At 33.8% G+C, this 24,213-nt stretch carries 19 protein-coding genes; 16 read left to right on the top strand and 3 right to left on the bottom strand.

Annotation, left to right across the window (positions count from 1 at the left end):
* Position 1: 1 nt before the first annotated feature.
* The 9 genes from LKACC16343_RS01120 (at position 2) to LKACC16343_RS01160 (ending at position 11,311) form a co-directional block, all read left to right on the top strand.
* Complete coding sequence (locus tag LKACC16343_RS01120; RefSeq protein WP_256970541.1) at positions 2-2,821, top strand: helicase C-terminal domain-containing protein; 2,820 nt, start codon at positions 2-4, stop codon at positions 2,819-2,821.
* Between the two features lie 47 nt (positions 2,822-2,868).
* Positions 2,869-3,348, top strand: a complete 480-nt coding sequence (locus LKACC16343_RS01125; RefSeq protein WP_056952588.1) for a hypothetical protein — start codon at positions 2,869-2,871, stop codon at positions 3,346-3,348.
* A 64-nt stretch (positions 3,349-3,412) separates the two neighbouring features.
* Entirely contained in the window at positions 3,413-4,036 is a 624-nt protein-coding gene (locus LKACC16343_RS01130) for a DnaD domain protein (RefSeq protein WP_056952586.1), read from the top strand.
* Positions 4,036-4,683 (top strand): endonuclease III domain-containing protein, encoded by a 648-nt coding sequence (locus LKACC16343_RS01135; RefSeq protein ID WP_056952584.1) that lies wholly within the window; start codon positions 4,036-4,038, stop codon positions 4,681-4,683. Before LKACC16343_RS01130 ends, LKACC16343_RS01135 begins: the two co-directional genes overlap by 1 nt.
* Positions 4,684-4,782: 99 nt before the next feature.
* The gene (locus LKACC16343_RS01140; RefSeq protein ID WP_056952581.1) at positions 4,783-5,088 is read left to right on the top strand and encodes a PTS sugar transporter subunit IIB; all 306 of its coding nucleotides are present in this window, start codon (positions 4,783-4,785) and stop codon (positions 5,086-5,088) included.
* Between the two features lie 261 nt (positions 5,089-5,349).
* Complete coding sequence (locus LKACC16343_RS01145; protein WP_056952580.1) at positions 5,350-6,810, top strand: family 1 glycosylhydrolase; 1,461 nt, start codon at positions 5,350-5,352, stop codon at positions 6,808-6,810.
* Complete coding sequence (locus tag LKACC16343_RS01150; RefSeq protein WP_056952578.1) at positions 6,779-8,236, top strand: PTS transporter subunit EIIC; 1,458 nt, start codon at positions 6,779-6,781, stop codon at positions 8,234-8,236. Before LKACC16343_RS01145 ends, LKACC16343_RS01150 begins: the two co-directional genes overlap by 32 nt.
* A gap of 59 nt (positions 8,237-8,295) precedes the next feature.
* Complete coding sequence (locus LKACC16343_RS01155) at positions 8,296-10,437, top strand: glycoside hydrolase family 65 protein (protein ID WP_056952576.1); 2,142 nt, start codon at positions 8,296-8,298, stop codon at positions 10,435-10,437.
* A gap of 16 nt (positions 10,438-10,453) precedes the next feature.
* The gene (locus LKACC16343_RS01160; RefSeq protein WP_056952574.1) at positions 10,454-11,311 is read left to right on the top strand and encodes an AraC family transcriptional regulator; all 858 of its coding nucleotides are present in this window, start codon (positions 10,454-10,456) and stop codon (positions 11,309-11,311) included.
* 52 nt (positions 11,312-11,363) lie between these two features.
* On the opposite strand, the gene LKACC16343_RS01165 is transcribed toward LKACC16343_RS01160, so the two are convergent.
* On the bottom strand, positions 11,364-12,326 hold the full coding sequence (locus tag LKACC16343_RS01165; RefSeq protein ID WP_056952572.1) for a helix-turn-helix domain-containing protein: 963 nt from the start codon (positions 12,324-12,326) through the stop codon (positions 11,364-11,366).
* 199 nt (positions 12,327-12,525) lie between these two features.
* On the opposite strand from LKACC16343_RS01165, the gene rhaB reads away from it, so the two are divergent.
* The 3 genes from rhaB to rhaD are packed head-to-tail and all read left to right on the top strand — an operon-like array spanning position 12,526 to position 16,149.
* Positions 12,526-13,995: a rhamnulokinase gene (rhaB, locus tag LKACC16343_RS01170; protein WP_056952570.1), complete on the top strand. Its 1,470-nt coding sequence runs from the start codon at positions 12,526-12,528 to the stop codon at positions 13,993-13,995.
* A gap of 15 nt (positions 13,996-14,010) precedes the next feature.
* Positions 14,011-15,276: an L-rhamnose isomerase gene (locus tag LKACC16343_RS01175; protein ID WP_056952568.1), complete on the top strand. Its 1,266-nt coding sequence runs from the start codon at positions 14,011-14,013 to the stop codon at positions 15,274-15,276.
* A gap of 39 nt (positions 15,277-15,315) precedes the next feature.
* Positions 15,316-16,149 (top strand): rhamnulose-1-phosphate aldolase, encoded by an 834-nt coding sequence (rhaD, locus tag LKACC16343_RS01180; protein WP_056952566.1) that lies wholly within the window; start codon positions 15,316-15,318, stop codon positions 16,147-16,149.
* A 72-nt stretch (positions 16,150-16,221) separates the two neighbouring features.
* Here rhaD and LKACC16343_RS01185 read toward each other — a convergent pair whose 3' ends face one another.
* The gene (locus LKACC16343_RS01185) at positions 16,222-16,899 is read right to left on the bottom strand and encodes a TetR/AcrR family transcriptional regulator (protein WP_056952564.1); all 678 of its coding nucleotides are present in this window, start codon (positions 16,897-16,899) and stop codon (positions 16,222-16,224) included.
* 87 nt (positions 16,900-16,986) lie between these two features.
* Here LKACC16343_RS01185 and LKACC16343_RS01190 point away from each other — a divergent pair, with 87 nt between their 5' ends.
* From LKACC16343_RS01190 to LKACC16343_RS01200, 3 genes are read left to right on the top strand one after another with little or no spacing between them, the layout of a single operon-like run.
* Complete coding sequence (locus LKACC16343_RS01190; RefSeq protein WP_056952562.1) at positions 16,987-18,804, top strand: beta-glucoside-specific PTS transporter subunit IIABC; 1,818 nt, start codon at positions 16,987-16,989, stop codon at positions 18,802-18,804.
* 17 nt (positions 18,805-18,821) lie between these two features.
* Positions 18,822-19,166 carry a hypothetical protein gene (locus LKACC16343_RS01195; protein WP_056952560.1) on the top strand — a complete coding sequence of 115 codons (345 nt, stop codon included), beginning with the start codon at positions 18,822-18,824 and terminating at the stop codon, positions 19,164-19,166.
* Positions 19,166-20,587, top strand: coding sequence for a 6-phospho-beta-glucosidase (locus tag LKACC16343_RS01200; RefSeq protein WP_056952558.1), 1,422 nt, complete (start codon positions 19,166-19,168; stop codon positions 20,585-20,587). Before LKACC16343_RS01195 ends, LKACC16343_RS01200 begins: the two co-directional genes overlap by 1 nt.
* 104 nt (positions 20,588-20,691) lie before the next feature.
* Here the strand turns inward: LKACC16343_RS01200 and LKACC16343_RS01205 are convergent, their stop codons facing one another.
* Complete coding sequence (locus LKACC16343_RS01205) at positions 20,692-21,660, bottom strand: AraC family transcriptional regulator (protein ID WP_056952557.1); 969 nt, start codon at positions 21,658-21,660, stop codon at positions 20,692-20,694.
* Positions 21,661-21,777: 117 nt separating this feature from the next.
* Here LKACC16343_RS01205 and LKACC16343_RS01210 point away from each other — a divergent pair, with 117 nt between their 5' ends.
* On the top strand, positions 21,778-24,162 hold the full coding sequence (locus LKACC16343_RS01210; protein WP_056952555.1) for a glycoside hydrolase family 2 TIM barrel-domain containing protein: 2,385 nt from the start codon (positions 21,778-21,780) through the stop codon (positions 24,160-24,162).
* Positions 24,163-24,213: the final 51 nt, after the last annotated feature.

Below are 24,213 nucleotides of genomic sequence, written 5' to 3' on the forward strand. Positions count from 1 at the left end.
GGTGAATGATTTGAAAAATTCTTACGCTGTTGTTGATCTAGAAACAACCAATTCTAATTGGCATGACAACGGGCGTATAATTCAATTCGGCTGTGCCCTTATCGAAAACGGTGAAATAACACATATCTATGATCAAAAAATCAATCCTAAAGTACCGATTCCAGGTCGAATCACTGCTTTAACGGGATTGAGTGATGACGATGTTAAAGATTCACCAACATTTGAAGAAGTTGCACCTGATATCTTTAAACTTTTAAAAAATCGAGTTTTTATTGCACATAATGTGAATTTTGATTTGACCTTTTTAAATCGAGAACTTAAACGTATCGGAATGAACCAACTCAATGTTAAAGCTATCGATACTGTTGAATTATCGCAAATACTTTTTCCAACCATTAGTAGTTATAAACTACAAGATTTAACGCATTATTTGAGTATCACACATAAGAATCCGCATAGTGCTAACAGTGATGCTCATGTTACTGCTGAATTGTTTTTGATTATTCTAAAACGAATTCAACAATTGCCAATTCCAACTTTACAAATGCTAGCTAAATTTGGTAAGAATACTATCCGTGAGACTAATTTGGTTTTTAAAACTATTTTAGAAGAACGAGAGAAGAATTCACGTTCTTCAGTCTTACCAGCTTATTTGTATGAGAAGAATGGTTTGATCTTACGTAAAAAAGATTTCCATGTTAGTGAGAGAATTGATCACACAACCAAATACCCCCAAACTCGTGAAGCTAAAAAAGAGTTATTGGATGGTATCTTGGACTATCGTGTCAATCAATCAAAATTGATGGATAATATTTATCATACGAGTCAGCATCGGGATAAGGTTAAGAAATGGAACCTGATTGAAGCTCCAACTGGTGCTGGTAAGACATTAGGATATCTTTTGCCATTATCTTATTTGATCAATGTTGACCAAAAATTAGTGATTGCGACAACTACTAAAGTTTTGCAACAACAAATCGTTGAACAATCAATTCCATTGCTTAATCAAGTTACCGACAATGAATATCACGCTGAAGTAGTTAAGAGTAGTTACAATTTCATTGATTTAGATCGTTTCTATGAGGCCTTGGATAACTATCGTCTGCATAGTCATACGGCCATTTTAAAGATGAAGATTATCGTTTGGTTGACAATGACAACGACAGGGGATTTGAGTGAACTACACTTAACTAATTACAATAGTCCTCTGTTCAGTATCATTCGTCATCGTGGTGAATCTAAAGAAAATACTATTTTTAGTAATGACGATTTCTGGCTCTACCAACAGAACCGATACTTAGAGTCTAAGATTTTAGTTACTAACCAGGCCTTCTTGGCTCGTCATTTAGATAGTCAATTCTGGGGCAAGAACTCTTATTTAGTTATCGATGAAGCTAATCATTTTGCTGGAAGTTTGCGCAGTGCTAGTTCGCCTACAATCGATTTTCTCAAATTGAATGAATATGTTAAGAAGATAAGTGACATCCTTTATCAGAATCGTGTAACTTTGCGCTATGCTTTCACTGAAGTAACGACACAATTGTGGAATTATCAAGATTTACAGGGGATGGAGACTCATTTCCAAGCTATTGACGAATTGATGCAACGTTTGGAATACAATATTTTTGGAACTTATGTTCAAAATAAAGTTAAATTCAAGGATCGTGAAGATTTTGTTTCAATTTTGGATAGTAATCATAAGTTTGGTCAGAACAATCCTAAGTTATTTGAATTATTATCCGATTTGATTGTTGAATTATCACTTGTTTCTAATCGTGTTGAAACCTTATTCGATCAATATAATTTTCAAAAGAATTTTATTTCTGTTGAACTTTCTAAAGTTATCTCAAATCTAACAATTGAGAATAATAAGTTGCGCGATGTCATTTTGAATTTGGATGATTTATTACAAGCCATTCAAGAAAAAGATACTAAATTTGGTGTACAAATTGATATGCGTGATTATTATGAAGTCAGCACACTTAAAATCAGTTGGCGTCAATTTGATATTCAAGGTTTGATTGAGGAAACTACAGAACGTTTCAGTCAAATTTTTGCTATCGGGGCCGCAATTACGATTCAAAAAGACTTTTCACATTTTATTTTGGACACGCAATTGAATCAGAATCAGATCAATCAGATGGTGATTTTGCCCGATGCCAATAGTATTTCTAAGAATAGTAAAATTTATTTACCATCCAATTTACCTGACATCCAATCTTTGAGTAGTGAAGATTATTATGCGATGGTAACAAAATATATTGTCGACGTTTTGGATAATTTGGATCATCAAACGATGATTCTGTTTAATTCATTGAACACTTTAAGTAACGTTTACGACCGATTGATGGAAACGGACGTTAAAGAGAAGTGGGAAATCTTGGCTCAGGGAGTCACTGGCTCAAATGAGAAGATCAAGAAACGCTTCGCTATTGGTCGTCGTTCCGTTTTACTTGGTGCTAACTCTTTCTGGGAAGGAGTCGATTTTCCGAATAAGATGTTAGAAATTCTGATTGTCACAAGGATTCCGTTTGAATCACCTGAACAACCAGATGTTAAAATTAAACAGGATATCTTAAAACAACAGAATCTCAATGTCTTCAAAGTTGATTCTTTGCCTAATGCTATATTGCAGTTGCGTCAAGGTTTAGGACGCTTAGTCAGAACACCGAATGATCGTGGTGTCATTTTGTTATTAGATAATCGCATTTTAACTAAGAGCTACGGCAAGACAATTCTGGATTCTTTACCAAAAGGACTACCAGTTGTTAATGAAGATATGGACACGATTAAAAAAGATATAAATGAGTTTTTGAATTAACCAAAAAATTGCTATACTATTCTGGTAACTGAGAAAAGGAAGAACTTATGAATAGAAGTACAAAAGTTTTATTGACCATATCTCTGATCGCACTTGCTATTGTTTCAGCGTTAACGTATTTAAATCTTTCATTTGCACCATTTTCAAGTGCAAAATCACAGGCTAATGATATTGCCAAGGAAAAAGCCGGAATTGTTCAACCAGATTATTTTGGTAACTATACTTGTAAAAAGCAATATTATGCGGTTGGTGGTTTAACCAAGGGTCAAAAATATCGTTATATTATTATTAATGCTAAAAGTGGTAAGACAGAAATCGTCAACAAGAATACAGCACCTGTACGTCAAACTGTTATTGACGATGTAGCTCAACGTTATGGGGCCAAGAAGATTTTGCATATTAATTTGGGCCTATACAAAAATAAGCCAACTTGGGAAGTGGCTTTTCAAAAGAAGAATGGCAACATCGGCTATAATTTAGTTGATTTCCGTACTGGCAAGAGTATTCAAATAATAAATAACATTTAAATCAAATAAAAAAAGTCGAGATAATATGTTCTCAGGCTTTTTTTGTTAATTGGAGTAATTAAGTATGGAAGATGAATTATTCAATGAATTTGTGGAGAGTGGCAGCACTAATATCAACAATTTGATTCTGCAAAACTATCATAACTTGGGGATGACTGAAAAAGACCTAATTGTTTATCTAGCTCTCTCTATGTATGCCCAAAGGGGAGTTACTTTCCCAATGGCAAAGGACTTAGCCAAGAACACTGGTATGGATGAAGCTAGCATTTATACTATTATTCAAGGTTTAATCAAGTTAGGCGTAATTGAATTAAAAACAATTATGGATCATCATCAACAACGAGATATTTATTCACTAACACCAATTTATCATCGTATTAAAAACTTGCTACAACAAGAACAGGAGTCTAATCAACAAAATCGTTTGATGTCTGAGACTGAAGAATTGTTTAAAAAAATTGAAGTTGAATTTGGACGTCCATTGTCACCAATCGAGCAAGAACAAATTCATCAATGGATTGACGACGACCATTATAGTGTTGAATTGATTGATCTAGCCTTACGTGAGGCTGTATTGAATCAAGCTTATTCATTAAAATACATGGATCGAATCCTTATTAGTTGGGAAAAGAGTAATATAAAGACAGCAGAACAATTACAAGATCGTCGAAAGAAGTTGGGATATTAATGTTAAAAGATGAACAGATAGTTTGGGCCATTCGTCAAATGGAAGACGATATTGGACCCGTTGGACCATCATTAGATTCAAGAACACCATTTCAATATTTAATTTCGGTAATTTTAAGTGCTCAAGCAACTGACGTTTCCGTTAATAAAGTTACGCCAATTTTATTTGCTAAATATCCAGAACCCAAAGATTTGATGAGTGCTAAGGTTGAAGATGTTGAGCAAATTATCAAAAGTGTTGGTTTATTTCATAATAAAGCTAGAAATATTATCAAAACAGCTGGAGTCGTTCATACAAAGTTAAATGATGTTGTACCTGAAACTAGAAAGGGCATTATGGAACTTCCTGGTGCTGGTAGAAAGACTGCTAATGTGGTTTTAAGTGATGTCTTCAATCAACCAACATTTGCAGTGGATACACACGTTTCAGCCATTTCCAAGCGACTACACTTTGTTGACGAGAAGGCTAATCCCTTGCAAGTTGAGAAGAAGATTGTCAGTGTAATGCCTCCTGAAGAATTACATCAAGCCCATCATACGATGATTGAGTACGGTCGTAAGTATTCTATGAAGATTGATCCAGCTAAAGAGACTAATCAATTAATCATTAAATGTGATGAATTGAATGCTGAAAATGAAAAGGATTAATTAAATAAAGTAATGTCAGAAATTTTTTCTGATGTTACTTTATTTTTTTACAGCGATATACTATTAGTATCTCGAAAGCGAATACAAAGGAAAATTATTATGACGAAAACAATCATGTTAGCTTGTGCGGGTGGAATGTCCACTTCTTTACTTGTTACAAAGATGCGAAAAGCCGCAGAAAAAAGAAATATTGATGTTTATATTTTTGCTACTGCCAGTGCAGCCATTTCCGAAGAAGCTCAAAGACATAATCTTGCAGTAATCTTATTAGGACCACAGATAAGTTTTCAATACGATAATATAGTGAATGAGGTTGACGTTCCGGTTGATGTAATTGACATGAAGGATTACGGAACGATGAACGGCGATAAAGTCCTTTCTTTTGCATTATCTAAAATAAGTTAATACTAATTATTAAAGTAAAATTGGTTGTATGATAACGATGAACAGTTAGAATCTATTATTAATATTAGAGCAAATGGGGCATTCAATTTTGAATGTCTTATTTTTGTATCATCATAGGTTTGAGGGGAGTAATTCACAGAATCGCAAAATATGAGAATAATTGGACAAGATAGTACGCTGAATGTAAGCGGTTTATGATGTATTCTGTAATTGTTAATTGAGATGGCCATCTCTTATAAATCACACGATAGAGGTACTCCAATGCAAACTAATTTTTTATGGGGTGGTGCTATTTCCGCCGGACAAACCGAAGGAAATAAAAACCACGTAAAATCCAAATTGTCTAATTTTGACATGTTACCTATGGATGAACGAAGACTCCAACCTGTTTATAAAGACGATGACAATAATATTTTTAATACTTATAATGATGATCATCATCCCAGTGATCTGGGGATAGATTTTTATCATACCTACATTCAGGATATAAAGTTACTACACGATTTAGGAATTAATGCTTTTAGATTTTCTATTTCTTGGACCAGACTTTTTCCGACTGGCGAAGAAGAAATTCCCAATCAGGATGGAATGAAATTTTATAGAAATATTTTTAAAGAGCTTGAGAAATATAATATGGAACCTATCGTAACCTTAAGTCATTTTGAAATTCCATTGAATTTGATAACTAAATATGGTAGTTGGTCTAGTAGAAATGTGATTGATTTATTCTTACATTATGCCGATATTGTTATGACAGAATTCTCTAAATATGTAAAATATTGGATTCCATTTAACGAATTAAATATGATTTTACACATCCCGTTCATTGGCGGAGGATTAGTTTTCACTAGAAAAGATAATGTTTTACAAAAGGAGTATCAGGCGGCACATTACCAATTATTAGCCAATTCTTTAGTAATTAAACATGGTTATCAAATCAATCCAACATTTAAGTTTGGCTGTATGATAGCGGCGGGAAGAACATACCCATATTCTCCCAATCCTGAAGATGTTTGGGCAGCTAATTTAAGTGACAGAAAAGCATTATTGTTCTCAGATGTGCAAGTAAGAGGAAACTATCCTAGTTATTTTGATAATTTATGTAAACAAAATAATTTGAACTTGGATATAACTGATAAAGATCTAAAAATTCTTCGAGAGAATACCGTAGATTTTGTTTCATTTAGCTATTATTCCAGTGCATGTTCTGCAGCTGATGGTGATAACTTAAAACACACCGCAACTAATGGATTTGAGACGGTCAAAAATCCCTACCTTACAAATGAAGATGGTGTCTGGCAGGTCGATCCACTGGGATTAAGAATTACTTTAAATCAATTATACGAAAGATATGAGAGACCAGTATTTATTGTTGAGAATGGATTAGGAACTACGAAAGATAGAGTAATCGATGGTCAAATTCATGATACCTACAGAATCAAATATCTTGATCAGCATTTTACGGAAATGAAAAAAGCAATTGAAGAGGATGGTATCCCGTTAATTGGATATCTAATGTGGGGAATAATTGACTTAGTAAGTGTTAGTCAAGGAAAAATGTCTAAACGATATGGAGTTGTCTATGTAGATTTAGATGATTCAGAAAATGGAACAAACAAGCGTATTAAAAAAGACAGTTTCTTTTGGTTCAAGAATTATTTGTCACTAAATGGTTTGGGGGAGAATAATAATGAAAAAAGATTATCAAAAATTAGCCACTGATATTATTTCAGGAGTTGGCGGTAAACAAAATATCAACTCTTTAGTTCATTGTGCTACTAGACTAAGATTTGATTTAAAAGATGATGACAAAGCAAATAAAAATCAGTTGGAAAGTTTGGATGGAGTGGTTACGGTAGTCAAAACTCCTAGCCAGTATCAGGTTGTGATAGGCAATGCAGTAAGTTACGTCTTTGATGAAATCATTAAATTAGGTGTAATTAATGGTGACTCTGATACAGTAACTCCTTCCTCTGATACACAAAACGACGTGGCAGAGAAAAAAGAAGGCATATTCAATCAGATTATTGATGCTATTACAGCATGTATGACGCCAATGATCCCTGCGCTAACTGCTGCTGGTATGATAAAAGTTATCCTATCGCTGGCCACAACGTTTAATTGGATGAGTTCTAGTGCTCCAACATACAGAATTCTTGATATCATGGGCGATTCCGCTTTCTACTTTATGCCGATTCTTTTAGCAATTAACGCCTCTAAGCGATTCAAAGTTAATACTTCTTTAGCTGTTATTGTAGCAGGTATCTTATTACATCCTAATTTCACAGCATGGGTATCGTCTGGTAAACCAATTTCATTTTTATCAATTCCAATTGTGCCTGATACTTATGCCGCAACAGTAATTCCTGCGTTACTTATGGTTTGGATTATGAGTTTTATTGAAAAGGGTGTGGATCGTATAACTCCCAATTCACTGAAAATTATTTTAAATCCAACTTTAATTCTTTTAATCAGTGCTCCAATTGCGTTGATCGTCGTAGGACCTTTAGGCTCATTTGCTGGTGCAGGATTAGCTTGGGTAATCAATATGCTTCAAGGACGTTTAGGCTTTATTATGGTTACTTTGTTAGCTGCTGGTATGCCTTTCATTGTTATGACAGGTATGCATCATGCATTAACACCAATCTTTCTATCAACATTTGCTTCAACAGGTCATGAATCATTAATTCTAGTAGCACAAGTTTGTTCTAACTTGGCACAAGGCGCAGCGGCTTTGGCCTTTGGAATCAAAGCTAAGAAACCCAGTCAAAAATCACTAGCTACATCTTCAGGAATCTCCGCTATTATGGGAATTACTGAGCCAGCAATGTATGGTATTAATCTTAAATATAAGAGACCAATGATTGGTGCTGTAATCGGTGCTGGAGTAGCTGGACTTTACGGTGGAATTATGGGTGTTACTTTGTATGTTCCTCAAAACAGTTTTATGGCTATCCTGGGACTAAATGGTTCTAAAGGAATGACAAATGTAATTAATGGTGTAATTATGATGGCTTTATCACTATCTGTCTCTTTCATTGCTAGTCTAATTCTATCTAAGGGTTCCGAAGAAACTGTAGAAAAGAAAAAAACTACTAATGAACCTAAAACCGAAATGAATTTAAATAGTGTTTCATCAATTAATTAAACAATAAAAAAAGAGGGAACGGTTTTTATCGGTCTCTCTTTGGCTTGGAGAATAGTAAAATGATTAAATTATCAAAAATACTTAAGTTGGATGATTTAAAATCGACTCAACCAGAATACTTAGAATCAATTTTTTCTATTGCCAACGGACACGTAGGAATAAGAGCAAGTGATCCAATTAGTCCATCTGGTAATGCAGGAACCATTGTTAATGGATTTTATGAAGAGTCTAATATTATATACGGTGAAAAAGCATACGGATATGCCGAAAAAAATCAGACCATAGTTAAATTACCTGATTTACGACAGATAATTATTTATGATGAAAATGGCAATAGGTTTATACACTCTCAATTACTAGATATGTCATTGGATATGTCACGGGGAATATTGCATTCGTTTTATAAAGTATCTAATGATAAGGGCGAATCTATACGACTAGTTTTAACTAGTGTTATTAATCAAGACAAAAACCAATTTATTGGATTACGTTACGAAATTTCTAGTGACGGCTACGCGGGAAATATCAAATTAATAAAAGATTTTGAATTAAGTGAAACAACCCAGAATAGCGACGACCCACGAAAATCCAGAGGTATTAAAACTTTAAAATATGATTATGTTTTGAACTCAAAAAAGCAAAAAGCTTTAAAGGTAACTACTGATAATAGTAATTTATCTCTTGAAATGGGCTTGTATTCGAATGTAGATTTGAATCAAACATTATCTCTAAACAGTGATCCAATAGTATTCGATGTAATCGCTGTGGTTGGTGATATTAATGAAGCTATTTCTCTTACTAACTCTCCATCCTTTGAAGATATAAAAGAGGAATCAATTTCCTTTTGGGGAAAGTTTTGGAATCAAAGTGAAGTAAAAATTTATGGAGATGATGATCTAAATCGGGCCATTCATTTCAATCTTTATCAACTTGAGTCATCTGCTGGTAGAAATGGAAAAACCAATATTTCCGCTAAAGGGCTTTCGGGAGTTGGTTATGAAGGACATTACTTCTGGGATACGGAAATGTACATGGCACCATTTTTTGCTTATACAAATCCCAGTATTGCAGCTAATTTAATAAAGTATCGCTATAGTATTTTACCCGAGGCTAAAAAGCGTGCTCAAACCTTAGGTGTAAAAGATGGAGCTCTATATAGTTGGAGAACTATCAATGGTAAAGAAGCTAGTGCGTATTATCCTGCAAGTACGGCTCAATATCATATTGATGCGGATATTGCATACTCTATTTATCGTTATTTCGATGTGACTGGGGATGAACGATTAATTAAAGATTACGGATTAGAAATAGTATTGGAAACGGCTAGATTCTGGGTTAATTTTGGTAGTTTTTCTGAAATAAATAACCAACAGAAATTTTGTTTCTTTGATGTTACTGGTCCAGATGAATATTCCGCTATTGTCAATAATAATTACTACACAAACCGTATGGCAAAGTTCAATCTTGCTTTTGCAGTTAAGCTTATTACCGATTTTCCTGAAGAAGCAAAACGGTTGGGCGTGGATACAGATGAATTAAATGAATTTACAACCATTCGTGACGCAATTTATTTACCTTTTGATGCCCAAAAGGGTATTAATGAACAGGACGACTCATACTTTAAGAAACCTATTTGGCCTTTTGAAGATACCCCTAAACAAAATTATCCATTGTTGTTACATTACCATCCCTTAACTCTGTATAGATATCAAGTTAATAAACAAGCAGATACTTTGTTTGCAGACTTTTTATTCGATGATATTTCCAAAGAACAATTAATTAAGGAATTTGATTATTATGAACGTATTACGACACATGATTCATCACTTTCACGTTCAATTTTTAGTGCTTTGGCAGCTAGATTAGGTTTAAAGGAAAAAGCTTATTCATATTTCTTAGATACTGCTAAAACAGATTTAATTGATCTCCAAGGTAATACTAATGATGGCTTACACATTGCCAATTTAGGTGGTAGTTGGATTGCTATCGTGGCTGGTTTCGGTGGAGTTCAAATCAAAAATAATATGCTTTATATTCAAAATAATTTACCTAACGCTTGGGATAAAATGAGTATTCGTATTCAATATAAGGGACGATTACTTAACATTGATTACTCTCAAGACGACGTTCAAGTAAAGATTATTTCCGGAGATCCTGTCAATGTTATGATTAATGGTGTTAAATCGACTGTAAAGAAGTAGCATAGGAGGAGATTGCTTGGCAATTTATTTGGAAATGCCTAAGATTGATCCTAAATTAGGATTTAAGTTTATTAAAAACAGAGGTGATATCTTAACCACTCCTCATTGGCACCGTGAATATGAACTAATCTTGCTAACAAAAGGAAAACTTAATTTAGGTATAAATGATAAGCAGTATCAGTTAAAAGATAATGGCATTGCCTTCTTTAAAAGCGGCGACATTCACTATATTGTTGCTACACCTGATTCTAATCGATTTGTTTATCAATTCGATATGAACCTTTTTAATGAATCGATGATTAAAGATTCTGATTTACTAACAAAGTTAAATGCAGTTTCACAGGTTAGTACCTTGTGGGATGATTCTATTAGAAAAGAAATGAGTGATATTCTTCTAAAAATCGTCGAAGAAGAAGACAACACTCAAACGGATATGAATTTTATTATCATTAGTTTGATGTATCATTTAATTTCTATAATGGTTAGACAATTGCCAACTACAAAAGACGTTAAGGATATTGATGTCAATTTAAAGAGTAAAGAGATTCTGGAGACTTTGAATAAAGTGTTTACTTATGTAGAGTCAAACTATCAATATCATATATCCTTACAAGATGTCGCAGGAAAAGCTGGATTTAGTCCATATTATTTCTCAAGATTTTTTAAGAAAAATGTTGGACAGACATTCATTGAGTTTTTAAATAATTACCGGATAGATAAATCCAAATGGGAAATAATTAATACTGATGCTTCTATCAGTGATATTTTGGTGAAATCTGGTTTCTCTAGTAATAAAACGTTCTATCGAAATTTCAAATTTCAAGTGGGAATGTCCCCTAATCAATACCGTAAAAAATATTCATTAATAGAATAAATAAAAATCCACCATAAGACTACGGGATAATTCGTAGTTTTATGGTGGATTTTTATTGTCGTTCAGAACCAGGATTATTATGATAGTAATCTCGATATTTTTTATAAAAATCGGTTCGATTCTTCATACCAATCGAGTCAATGATATCTGATATTGGCATAGTGGTGGAAGTTATCAAAGTATGAGCATTAATCAAGCGCTGCTTCATAATTAATGAACTGAAAGTATCACCAGTTTCTTTTTTGATAAAGTTGCTCAAATAGTTCTTATTGTAGCCATATTTTTTAGCTAATTTTGTTAAATTCAAAGTTTTGAAGTCTTCTGAGATATCTTTCAGAATTTTAATGATTATTTGTTGCTGGGGATCTTTGGAAGTAGGGGAGACATGATAGTGACGGACTAACTTAGCCAATAGAATCGATAAATAAGATTTGATAATTGCATTGGAGAATTCTCTCTTAGAATAGTATTCAGTAATAATATCCTCCATTGTTTTATTGATATCGTTATCTACATTTTTTCCAAATAATAAATACTTGATTGAGTTATTTTCACCGGCAGCACGATTGATTAAAAACTCGTAAAGCACTGATTTAGTTCGACTCATATCATTTAAGAAATTAATACTGATATTCTTGTCTCTAAAGAGTAAATTGATCAGAATATCGTTTTCTCCGAGGCGTTTAATGGAATGCGGACATCCTACATCGATCAGTAGTAAATCCCCTTGATTCATATGTACTGGTTGTCCATCTACAACTTGATTACAGGTGCCACTGAGCATATAGTTCATCTCTAGAAATTGATGCGAATGTTCTGGATAATCAGCAAAACGACTGTGCTTACTAATATAGACATCCCGATTACGAAAGAAATAGTCATTTAAAATCTGTCCTTGTTTCTCCTGTTTATTAACAGCATTATTCGGCAAATCATCCACGTGATGGTTTGTCTTTTTTTGTTCAATTTCAATCAATTCATATTGTCTTAAACGTGCTAAGACTCTAGGATCCATTTTATCATCCTCCTGTAAATATGTTACTAAATGAATGTATAGATGACATTGTTTACATCTTTGTAAGCGGTTATATTAACTTATGAAATGTTGATACCGGTACTTAAAGAGATACAAAATTTAGTTTAAATATATCACATTTTGTTATGTTAATTAATCTTACTGAAATAATAGAAAATAAAAAAGGGAGGCGTAGATAATGTCAAAAACATACGTTGCAGTTGATATCGGTGCTTCCAGTGGTCGTTTGATGTTGAGTCAAATTAATGATCAAAAGTTGAATTTGAAAGAGATTCACCGATTCAATAATGGCTTTGAAAAAGAGAACGGTCATGATTGTTGGGAAATTGAACAAATCATCGATGAAATTTTCAAAGGATTGGAAAAAGTTAAAGCGTTAGGATACGACGATATTGTCCTTGGCATTGATACCTGGGCTGTTGATTATGTTCTAGTAGGTATGGACGGCATAAAGATTCAAAATCCGATTAGTTATCGCGATTCTAGAACTAAAAATGCTCTAGAAGAACTAACAACCGATGTACCTAGATCTCTAATTTATAAGAAAACAGGAATTCAATTTCTCGATTTTAATACCCTTTATCAACTCTATACCGAGAATAAAGATGAATTGAAAAATACCGATAAGATCATGATGATTCCAGATTATATCGGTTATGTTTTGACAGGTAACGCTGTGACTGAAGTTACTAATGCTTCAACAACGCAAATGTTGAATCTGCGTGAAGGACTATTTGATAAGGATTTACTGAAGAAAGTTCACGTCGATCAAAATCAATTCCCAAGGCTAGTCGAATCGGGAACCGTTTTAGGGAATATCAGACACGTCTGGCATACCAAATACGATATTCCGGAAACAGAAGTTATTACCGTTGCTACTCATGATACAGCTTCGGCAGTACTTGGCACACCTGGTATTGGTGATCGTTGGGCTTTTCTAAGTTCAGGTACTTGGTCACTTTTAGGAACCGAATTGAACGTGCCAGAAATTGGCGATTTAGCTTTTGAAAGTAATTACACCAATGAGTGGGGAGCATATGGTACTTACCGTTTCTTGAAAAATATTATGGGACTTTGGATGATTCAAAATGTTAAACATAATTTGAATGACAAGTATAGCTTTGCACAATTAGCAGAGTTAGCTGGTCACGAAAAACCATTTGCACAGTTTATTGATGTTAATGATGAGTCATTTATTAATCCAGATAATATGATTCAGGCCATTCAAGATTATTGTACTCGAACGGATCAAAAGGTACCGCAAACCCCTGGAGAAATTTCCATGGCAATTTATTCCAAATTAGCCTTGTATTATGCTAACGAGTTAGAAAATCTCAATAATATTTTAGGTTATAAATTGGACGCTTTAAATATTGTCGGAGGTGGCTCCAACGTTAAATTGTTGAATCAATTAACAAGTACTTTGGCCGATATTCCTGTATTTGCAGGACCTAGCGAAGCTACGGCAATTGGTAATTTAGTAGTTCAAATGATTACTGAAGATGAAATAAATAACATTGCTGATGCTCGAGAAATTATTCGGAATACATATCAGATTTCTGAATATAAACCCGAAATTAATAAATATGGCGGAGTTCTAAAAGACTACCAGAATTTCTTAAAAGGAAAAATTAAAGTAAATAATTAGAAAGAAGGATACAAAATGATCAGTTCAGAAAATGTTGAAAACTCATATCAAGAAGCAAAAGAACGTTACGCCGCAGTTGGTGTTGATACAGATAAGGTTCTTAAAGAACTTAAAAAAGTCAAATTGTCAGTTCACTGTTGGCAAGGGGATGACATTCATGGATTTCTCTTTCCTAATCAAGAATTAACCGGAGGAATTGGTGTCAGTGGTAACTATCCTGGTATTGCTAGAACTCCTGACGAATTAACTAGTGACTTAAGTGAAGCTTTGTCATTGATTCCTGGTAACCACAAAGTTCAACTTCATGCCATTTATGCCGTTACAGATAAGAAAAAGGATCTTAATGATTTAGGACCAGAAGATTTCAGTTATTGGGTTGATTGGGCTAAAAAAGAGAAAGTTGGCTTGGATATGAACGGAACCTTCTTCTCACATTCAATGGTCAAAGATAATTTTACTTTAGCAAGTCCTGATAAAAATGTTCGTGATTTCTGGATTCAACACGGTAAGATCAGTCGTGAAATTTCAAACTACTTTGGTAAAGAATTAGGTCAACAATCAATCAATAACTTCTGGATCCCAGATGGTTTTAAAGACAATCCAATTGATAAAGCTACACCTCGTCTACGTTTAATGGACTCCTTGGATCAAATTATCGAGAAGAAGTATGACGAAAAGAATACTATTGAGGCATTTGAAGGTAAGTTGTTCGGTACCGGAATCGAGTCATATACTGTAGGATCACACTTGTTCTATAACAATTATGCTATCAGTAGAAATAAATTATGGACAATTGATGCTGGACACTGGCACCCAACAGAAGATGTCTCAGATAAATTCTCAGCCTTCTTACCATTCGGTAAAGGTTTAATGCTTCACGTTTCGCGTCCAGTTCGTTGGGATAGTGATCACGTTGTTATCTTTGACGAATCCTTAGTTCGTATTGCTCGTTCCTTAGTTCGTGACAATAAATTAAGCAAGACAAATATTGGACTCGATTTCTTCGATGCTACTATTAATCGTGTTGCCGCATGGGTCATTGGTGCACGCGCTACTCAAAAGGCCATCCTTCAAGCTATGCTTGAACCTATCGATCAATTGAAGAAAGCCGAATTGAACTTCGACTTTACAACCAGATTAGCTGAAACCGAAGAATTAAAATCATATCCATTTGGTGCTGTTTGGGATGAATTCTGTCTTCAAAATAATGTTCCTGTTGGTACTGACTGGCTTCAAAATATTCATCAATATGAAAAAGATGTTCAATTCAAGCGTAACTAAACTCAATTAAAAATTTAATGGAAAAGGTCGTTATCTATTATGAAATTTATCGATTCTAAATTTGTAAAAAAAATGTGTGAAATCACTAATGGTTTATATCAACATGGCTGGGATGAAAGAAACGGTGGTAATGTCAGCCTTCGTTTAACCCAAGAAGAAGTTGATCAGTTTGATGATTTAAAGGCTGTTATTAGAAATATTCCTATCAAATTTGACGCCAGTGCTTTGGCAGGACAATACTTCTTAGTTACAGGAACAGGACGTTATTTCAAGAATGTTCATAATTATCCTGACCGCGATACGGGTCTGGTAAGAATCACAGAAGAAGGAAACTCTGTTGACTTACTTTGGGGCTTCAATGATGGCGGCCAACCAACAAGTGAATTCCCAGCTCATCTAATGACACACATTTCACGTCAAAAAATCGATTCTAATCAACGAGTTGTAATGCACTGTCACCCAACAGACTGGGTTGCACTTTCATTTACACATGAATTGGATGAAGGTAGCGTTAGTCGTTTATTATGGAAGATGCAAGCTGAATCTCTAGTTGTCTTCCCTGAAGGAGTAGGAATTATTCCTTATATGACACCAGGTACTAATGAAATTGGTCAGGCCACAGCTGATAAGATGAATGAATTTAGAGTTGTTATGTGGCCACACCATGGTATCTTTGCTTGTGGTGATAGTATGGATGAGACATATGGATTGATTGAAACAGTCGAGAAAGCATGTATGATCTATACAGCCATTCAAAGCCAAGGTGGTAATATTCTTCAAAGTATTACCGACGATGATTTGAGAGATCTTGCCAAATCATTTAGTGTTACACCTAATCCACGCTTCCTTTCTACTGAAACAGTAAATAGTTAAAATATTTGTTTTTCATACACAAAATAAGCTCAAAATAAATTTATTTTGAGCTTATTTTTTTGTAAGGGAAAATTAATTAGTATCTTGCAATATATCATATGAACCAGATTTTATACAAATAGTAATAATATGCGCGATTTCTTTGCTAGTTGAATTAGGACTTATTTCAAACCACCATTTAATAATCTGCATGGCCGATGCTGCAAATAAATTGGCGTTTAGAATCTGAAAAGATTCAGGAAGATTTTTATGTTTAGTTTTCTTAAGAGAAATCAAAAATTTTTTTGCATAAATATCCTGCATCTGTTCAAAGACATTGCTTTCCATATTTTTAGACCATAAGATCATTAACTCTTTTCGATGATCAAATATAGGTTGAATAGCAGATGGTAGTTTCTCTTCATAGCAATTAACTTCTCTATGTGGAAAATATAAGTAAGAGACATCGATTGAATTAGAAAAGTCGGTTAACCCCTTAGCAAGAATATACGATCTTAAATCGTATTTATCATCATAATATTTATAAAACGTTGATTTGTTTATCATCATGGTATCTGTTAATTCTTTAACAGTTATTTTTGAAAAAGTATTCTTTTTTACACAATCGAGAAATCCATACTCGATTGTTTTTTTTGTTTTTTTAACTCTTAGATCTTCAGTAATGATTGATTCCCCCCTTGTAATAACTATTATATCTTGTAGAAAATATAGAGTAAAACAACTTATTTGGATAAATAGTTGTTTAACCAACTCCTCATAGAATACTGCTGGTAGTATGCGCTTACAAAAGACGTTATAAATTATATATAAACTAATTTGTATATAGAGGAAGGAATTATGGACTATAAAAAAGTTTCTGAGAGAGTAAAAAATGCCATTGGCGGGGCACAGAATATTAATCACATTACTCACTGTTCAACTCGATTAAGAATTAATATAAACGACTTGAAAAAGGTTGATATTGATAAACTAAAGGCTATTGATGGGGTAATTGATGTCATTTATCAAAACAATCAATTACAAGTTATTATTGGCCCTGATGTAGCAGAAGTATACAAGTATTTTAATAGTACTGATAATAACCCATCTGGTAGTAATACGAAATTAGAATCTACTTCGAAGAAAAAAAGCAATATTTGGAGCAGACTAATTGATTTTATTTCGGGTGCCTTCACTCCAATTTTGCCGGCCATTATTGGTGCGGGGTTACTAAAGGGATTTATCGCCATTTTTAATGTAATAGGCATCTTACCAACACGGAGTATTGAATATATTTTATTATCAATGATAGCTGATGCCTGCTTTTATTTTTTACCGATTTTACTAGCATTTTCGGCAGCAAAAAAATTGGATACTAATCCTTATATTTCCGCAGTGTTAGCTGGAGTATTAGTTCATCCCACTTTGATAAAGTTAGTGACAAAAGGTACTGCGTTGTCATTTGCAGGTATTCCCATCAAAGATGTTAATTATTCATCCAGTGTTGTTCCGATACTATTGATTGTTTGGTTCCAATCATACATTGAAAAGTATCTAAATAAACATCTACCAAAAACTATTGGTCTTTTTGTTACCCCAGTAGTGTCAATATTTGTATCTAGTTTGATCGGATTAATAGTACTTGGACCAATAGGGTCATATGTTGGTATTTATTTAGGAATGTTTATCTCCTTCTTAAATAATACAGCGCCTTGGTTAGCTCCAACAATTATGGGTGCATTTTCGCCATTGATTGTAATGATGGGCATGCACTATTCATTGTTTCCAATTGCCATTCAATCAATTTCCAGTTTCGGATATGATTCATTTTTCACACCATCTGGCCTAGTATCAAATTTGGCACAATCTGGTGCAGCCTTTGCTGTAGCAGTCAAATCAAAAGAAAAAGTACTACGAGGAACCGCTATCTCTACCGGAGCAACTGCAGCTTTAGGTATAACTGAGCCTGTTTTATATGGTGTCAATTTAAAATTAAAAAAACCACTATATGGAGCCGTCCTTGGAGGAGCCATCGGGGGATTATATATTGGATTGACGCGTGTCACATCTACAGCAATTGCTAGTCCTGGAATATTGGCCTTAGCATTATTTGCAAAAACTCCAACAAATTTATTAAATGCTATCATTGGGATGATTATTTCGTTTGCTATTTCATTTGGTATAACAATGGTGATTTGGAAACCAAAGGCTGTTAAACAAAAAGATATGAGGATTAGTTCTGTAACAGATGGACTCGTTAAAAATTTAAAGGATGTGGATGACGTAACATTCTCAAGCGGTGCAATGGGTAAGGGCATGGCTTTTGAATCTAAAACTGGGGAAGTCTATTCACCAGTTGATGGTGAGATTGTTATGGTCTTTCCAACAAAACATGCTTACGGAATTAGATCAAACAGTGGAATTGAATTATTAATTCATATTGGAATTGATACTGTTCAATTAAATGGTAAATATTTTAAGACTAACGTCAATAAAGGTACCAAGGTTCATAGGGGAGATAAATTAGGTAGTTTTGATATTAAGGAAGTCCAAAAGGCCGGATATGATACCACGATTATGTTGATCATAACTAATACAAATGACTATGATCACGTTAATACTGATGTTAAATATAATACTGATGTTACGTCACAACAAATGGTGTTAACCGTTTAAGAGAGGATGAAATTAAAATGTTTCAATTAAGAATTTATACATTAAAAGATAATGAAATTGCTTCACTATATATGAATAAGTATTGGCAAAAACACATTGTCAGCCTACCAAAATTCGGTATTAAAGTTGAAGGCGTTTTTAAAGAGAAAAAAAATTCTTTAAACGACACTTGCCGAGTATTTGCACTAGTTTCTTTCCAAAAAAATGTTAATGCAAAAGAAAAGAATGAGGAATACATGAATAGTCCAGAATTCAAAGAAGATATGAAGGGATTTTCAATGAGAAATATTCTAAATGTGGAATCATTGGACATCCAAAAAGATGATTCACTTCCATTCTTTAATGACTTGGAGGTAATGTAATGTTTCCTAAAGGCTTTTTGTGGGGCGGGGCTATATCTGGAAGTCAAGCTGAAGGTGGTTTTGATTCAGGTGGCAAAGGATTAAGCATGGCTGATTTATTACCATATGGTGATAGAAGATTTAAATCTATGCTCAATGGTACGGATGCTTTAAAAAATTATAATTCTGAAAATTTTTATTATCCTAGTCATACGGGAATAAATTTTTATGAACATTACGAAACTGACATTAAATTATTAGCTAATTTAGGATTAAAAGCATTCAGATTTTCCATAACTTGGTCTCGAATATATCCAATTGGCACTGAGAGTTCTCCTAACAAAGATGGATTGAAATTTTATGATCGTGTAATTGATTGCTGTTTAGAAAATAACATAGAACCATTAGTCACAATTGACCATTTTGATACTCCAGTTGGCTTGGTAAAAAAATATGGTGCCTGGAGAGATAGAAAAATGATTGGTGCATATTTGAATCTTTGTCAAACATTATTTGAACGTTATAAAAATAAAGTTAAATATTGGATTACATTTAATGAGATGAATATGATATTAAACTTACCCTTTGTCGGTGGAGGATTATGCTATGATAAAAAAGATAATCTTACTCAATTGAAATATCAGGCAGCTCACTACCAATTAGTAGCATCAGCCGCAGCCACTAAGATGGCTCATCAAGTTAATCCTAAAATGCAGATAGGTTGTATGTTGGCTGCCGGTGAGGTATATCCATACTCATGTAATCCTAAGGATATATTAATGGCTTTACAAAAAAATCGTGAACAGTATTTTTTTAGCGACGTTCAAGTTCGAGGATATTATCCCAATTATATAAAACAGTATCTTGTCAGAAATAATATTTCTTTAAATATAACATTAGAAGATAAAAAAATATTGAAAAATACTGTTGATTTTGTCTCATTATCGTATTATTCAACTCATTGTGTTAGTTCTGACAAAGAAGTGAGTAAAAATAAGACCAAAGGAAATGTCTTTTCATCTGTAGAGAACCCTTATATAAAAAGTAGTGAATGGGGATGGCAAATTGATCCTATCGGATTAAGAATTACTCTCAATAACTTGTATGATCGTTATCAAAAACCATTATTCATTGTCGAAAACGGTTTGGGTGCGATAGACGTTCTTGATGAAAATGAAAGGATTCACGATGATTACAGAATAGATTATTTGAGTAAGCATATTGATGCAATGAGTGAAGCCATCGACGATGGAGTAGAATTAATGGGATATTGTATTTGGGGATGTATTGATATTGTCAGTGCATCAACCGGAGAGATGAAAAAGCGTTATGGTTTAATTTACGTTGATAAGGACGATGAAGGAAACGGGAGCTTAAATAGAATAAAGAAGGATAGCTTTTACTGGTATAAAAAAGTTATTCAAAAAAACGGTATTAATTAAAGAGAAATGTAATAACAGTTTTCTTTTTCACCTTTGGTCAAGAGCCAAATAATTCTTTTATTGCCAAATCTTGCGTATTGCGCTCCTTATTTATAAAATTAATTTCATTTAATCCTAAATCGTTGGCGATAAACGTTAGGTGACAACTGAACATGTTTCTTAAAATAATGATAGAAATAAGTTTCGCTAGAAAATCCTAATTTTTCGGCTATCATTTGTACGGTTAGTTCGGTAGTCGTCAATAATTCCTGTGCTTTATGAACCCTGACTTCTTGTGAATAGGAAGTTAGGGTTTTATTTGTTTGCTCTTTTAAAATTCTATTTAGATATTCGGCATTATAATGCAATTCTTCCTCTAAAGTTTTACGAGTGATATTACCCGTATTATCCTCAATTAATTGAACGATTCGATTTAACAAATAATCTTTCTTTGAATGATCTAACAGATTAGTGGTTACTTGAAAGTGGTTTTTATCCTGTAATTCAGACAACAATCTCAAAATTAATCCTTGCTGAAGATAATTTGAGCCTACTTTAACAGTGGTGATTTCCTGTTGCAGAGAATCTAGAATTATTCTAAAGGTTTTATCTGAACCTATTGTTTGCGTACGAAACTGTAGATAGTTTCTTTGCCAACTATTTTCATCCTTTAAATTATGTTGTAAGAAAGAAAAAACGGCTTCTGAAGTATCAATTCCATTTAAAAGTTGGTTCAACAATGATTCTGACAAGTTGATAAAGGCAACTAAACAGTCATCTTGAAGTTTTTCAGTATGTCTCATTTGTGGATTCAATAAACAACCTTCACCGGTTTTATAAGTAAAGACTTGATCCTCTAAATAGTTAGTAAGTTGTCCCTTTAAAACATACATTAATTCAAAATCACGGTCACGATGCATTTTTTGATAGTCATCAGCTTCAAAAACATTGAACTTACCATTTTGTACCATCGTATAAAGGACTTTTTGATTAGTTTTACGTTTATAAAATATTGATAAAGGTGAATTTGTGGAGATTTCAGGACCGTTAATTGAGGACGGCGTATCTAAGTTATGAAAATCTTCTTTAGTCATCAATCTAAACCTCCAAGTTGGAAAATTACAGTAAGCGTTTGCTAAAAATCGTATATAAACATTATAGCATAGGGCTTTTTACATTAAGATTGAGTTAGATGAAGGGATTGATAAATAATGACTAGAAAAGAACTTCTAAACAAAAATTGGTTGTTTCACTACGGTGAATTAGAACGTCAACCACTTAAAACTACGAAAAAAGCTGTCTCTCTTGGTGGACTTACTGCTCCGTTAGCTAACGAAACTGGCTCCCGTTTGCCAATTAGTGCCGGTGGCAATCACTTTTTAAAGTTAATTGCTCAAGGGAATGCCGAGCAAGGATTATTGAATTTAGCCGGTACTGATTTAACAGATAAGTTATCCGACGATTGGAAAAAAATTGACTTGCCTCATGATTGGAATCGGAAGGTTCCATATGTTAATCAACCAGAGAAATTAATGAGCGGATCTAAACCCGATGCTGTCGGTTATTATCGTAGAACATTCAAACTATCTACTAATGAATTAAACAGAACAAAGACTGTTTTGCATTTTGACGGTGTAATGAGAATGGCCGATGTTTGGCTTAACGGTGTCTATCTAGGGCACAATAACAGTGGCTATAATTCATTTTCTTTTGATATTACCGAGATGGCTCGTTATGGAGAAGAGGGCGACAATGTCATCTTAGTTCGTGCTGATACTACAACCGGTGCTGAAGGCTGGTGGTACGAAGGTGCTGGGATTTATCGTTCGGTTTGGCTCGAACATAGACCCTTAGTTTCAATTGTCAGCGATGACTGCTACATTTATACGAAAAGCTTAGATAACAGTAACGCCACTTTAGGAATTGAATTTTCTGTTAAAAACGATACTGATAAACTTCAAACAGTTATACCAACAGTTTCGTTAGATGATAAAAATGTCATTCGATTTAACGAAGTTGAAATTGCTAGTTATCAAAAATATGATTTTAAAAAAACTATTGAGATAAATGATCCCAAGCTTTGGACTCCTGAAAATCCATATTGTTATAGTGCCAGTTTTGAAATTGAGACTGATAAAATCCAAAAGAGCTTTGGTATTCATACCTTTTCCTATACAACGGATGGTTTCTTCTTAAACGGTCAAAGCTATCAACTACATGGAATCTGTGAACATCAAGATTTTGCTGGTGTCGGTACAGCCATGAATCAAGATATTGTTAATTACAAAGTTAAAGTTATGAAAAATATGGGAGTGAATGCTTGGCGTAGTACTCATCATTTTGCTTCCGAGGAGTTGCTAAATGCGTGTGACCACTTTGGTATTATCCTAATCAATGAGAATCGATTGTTGGAAAGTTCTCCTTGGCGTGTTAATGATTTAAAACAGATGGTGCTAAGGGATAGAATGCATCCCTCAATTGGTTTCTGGTCTATTTCTAATGAAGAACTTATTGGAAACACTCCATCAGGTAGTCGTATTGCACAAAAATTAACTCGAACGATTAAACAATACGATCATGAACATTTGATTATTGGTGCCGAATTACTAACTCCTGAAGGTATTATTGATGAAAATTACGTTAAAAATCTCGATGTCTTAGGTGTTAATTATCCTGAAGCCGGTGTTATGGGTTCAGGTGCTAAATTGATTCATAAAAAATATCCTAAATTACCAATGATGAGCACTGAAAATGCTTCATACTTCTCTACAAGAGGCATTTACAAGGATAACGGGGAAAAGAGACAGTGTAACAATTTTGGATCCTATTTCTCTATGGTATTACCTGGGGTTAGAAAACCTGAAGATCCCGGAGTTGGTGGTACGGCTCATCCTGAAACAGTTATGTCTTATTTGAAAGACAATCCATACATGGGAGGGGTCTTCTTATGGACAGGCTTTGATTACTATGGTGAACCATCACCGTTTAATTGGCCTGCTATCAGTTCACAATTTGGAATAGCTGATTTATGTGGCTTTCCTAAGGACTATTATTATTACTATCAGGCACATTGGACTAAGAAACCGATGGTTCATGTCATGCCTAGTTGGAATAAAGATCAATTGAACCTGGACAAGCAAGGTCAAGTAGAAATTAGAGCATTTAGTAATACTGAAAAAGTAGAACTGTTCGTTAATGATCATAGTTATGGCAAAAAAGATTTAACTGACTGTTCTGCCAATTGGACAATTCCATATGAACTTGGTGAACTAAAAGTTGTTGCTTATCAAAAAGACGAAATTGTAGCTCAGGATAGTCGTTTCAGTAGTAGTAAGACTAAACAAGTTTTACCTCAAAAAGTATATGAAGGAGGGACCACAACATTATTTGCCTTAAAAGCCATTGATGATAATGGTAAATTTGTTGAAAATGCTAACGAAACAGTCAATTTGGATGTTTCTGATGGCAAGATAATAGGCAATGGTAACGGTGATCCTATTGATCAGAATCTGGACAATGATAAAGTAAATCTATTCAATGGGCTTGCTTTAGTAATAGTTTCTAAAAACGGTGATTTACGTGTTCAATTAAATTAAATTACGCAAAAAAAGTATCCTCCAATAATTTGGGGGATATTTTTATCGTTC

Source organism: Companilactobacillus bobalius, assembly GCF_002179915.1.
Taxonomy (GTDB): domain Bacteria; phylum Bacillota; class Bacilli; order Lactobacillales; family Lactobacillaceae; genus Companilactobacillus; species Companilactobacillus bobalius.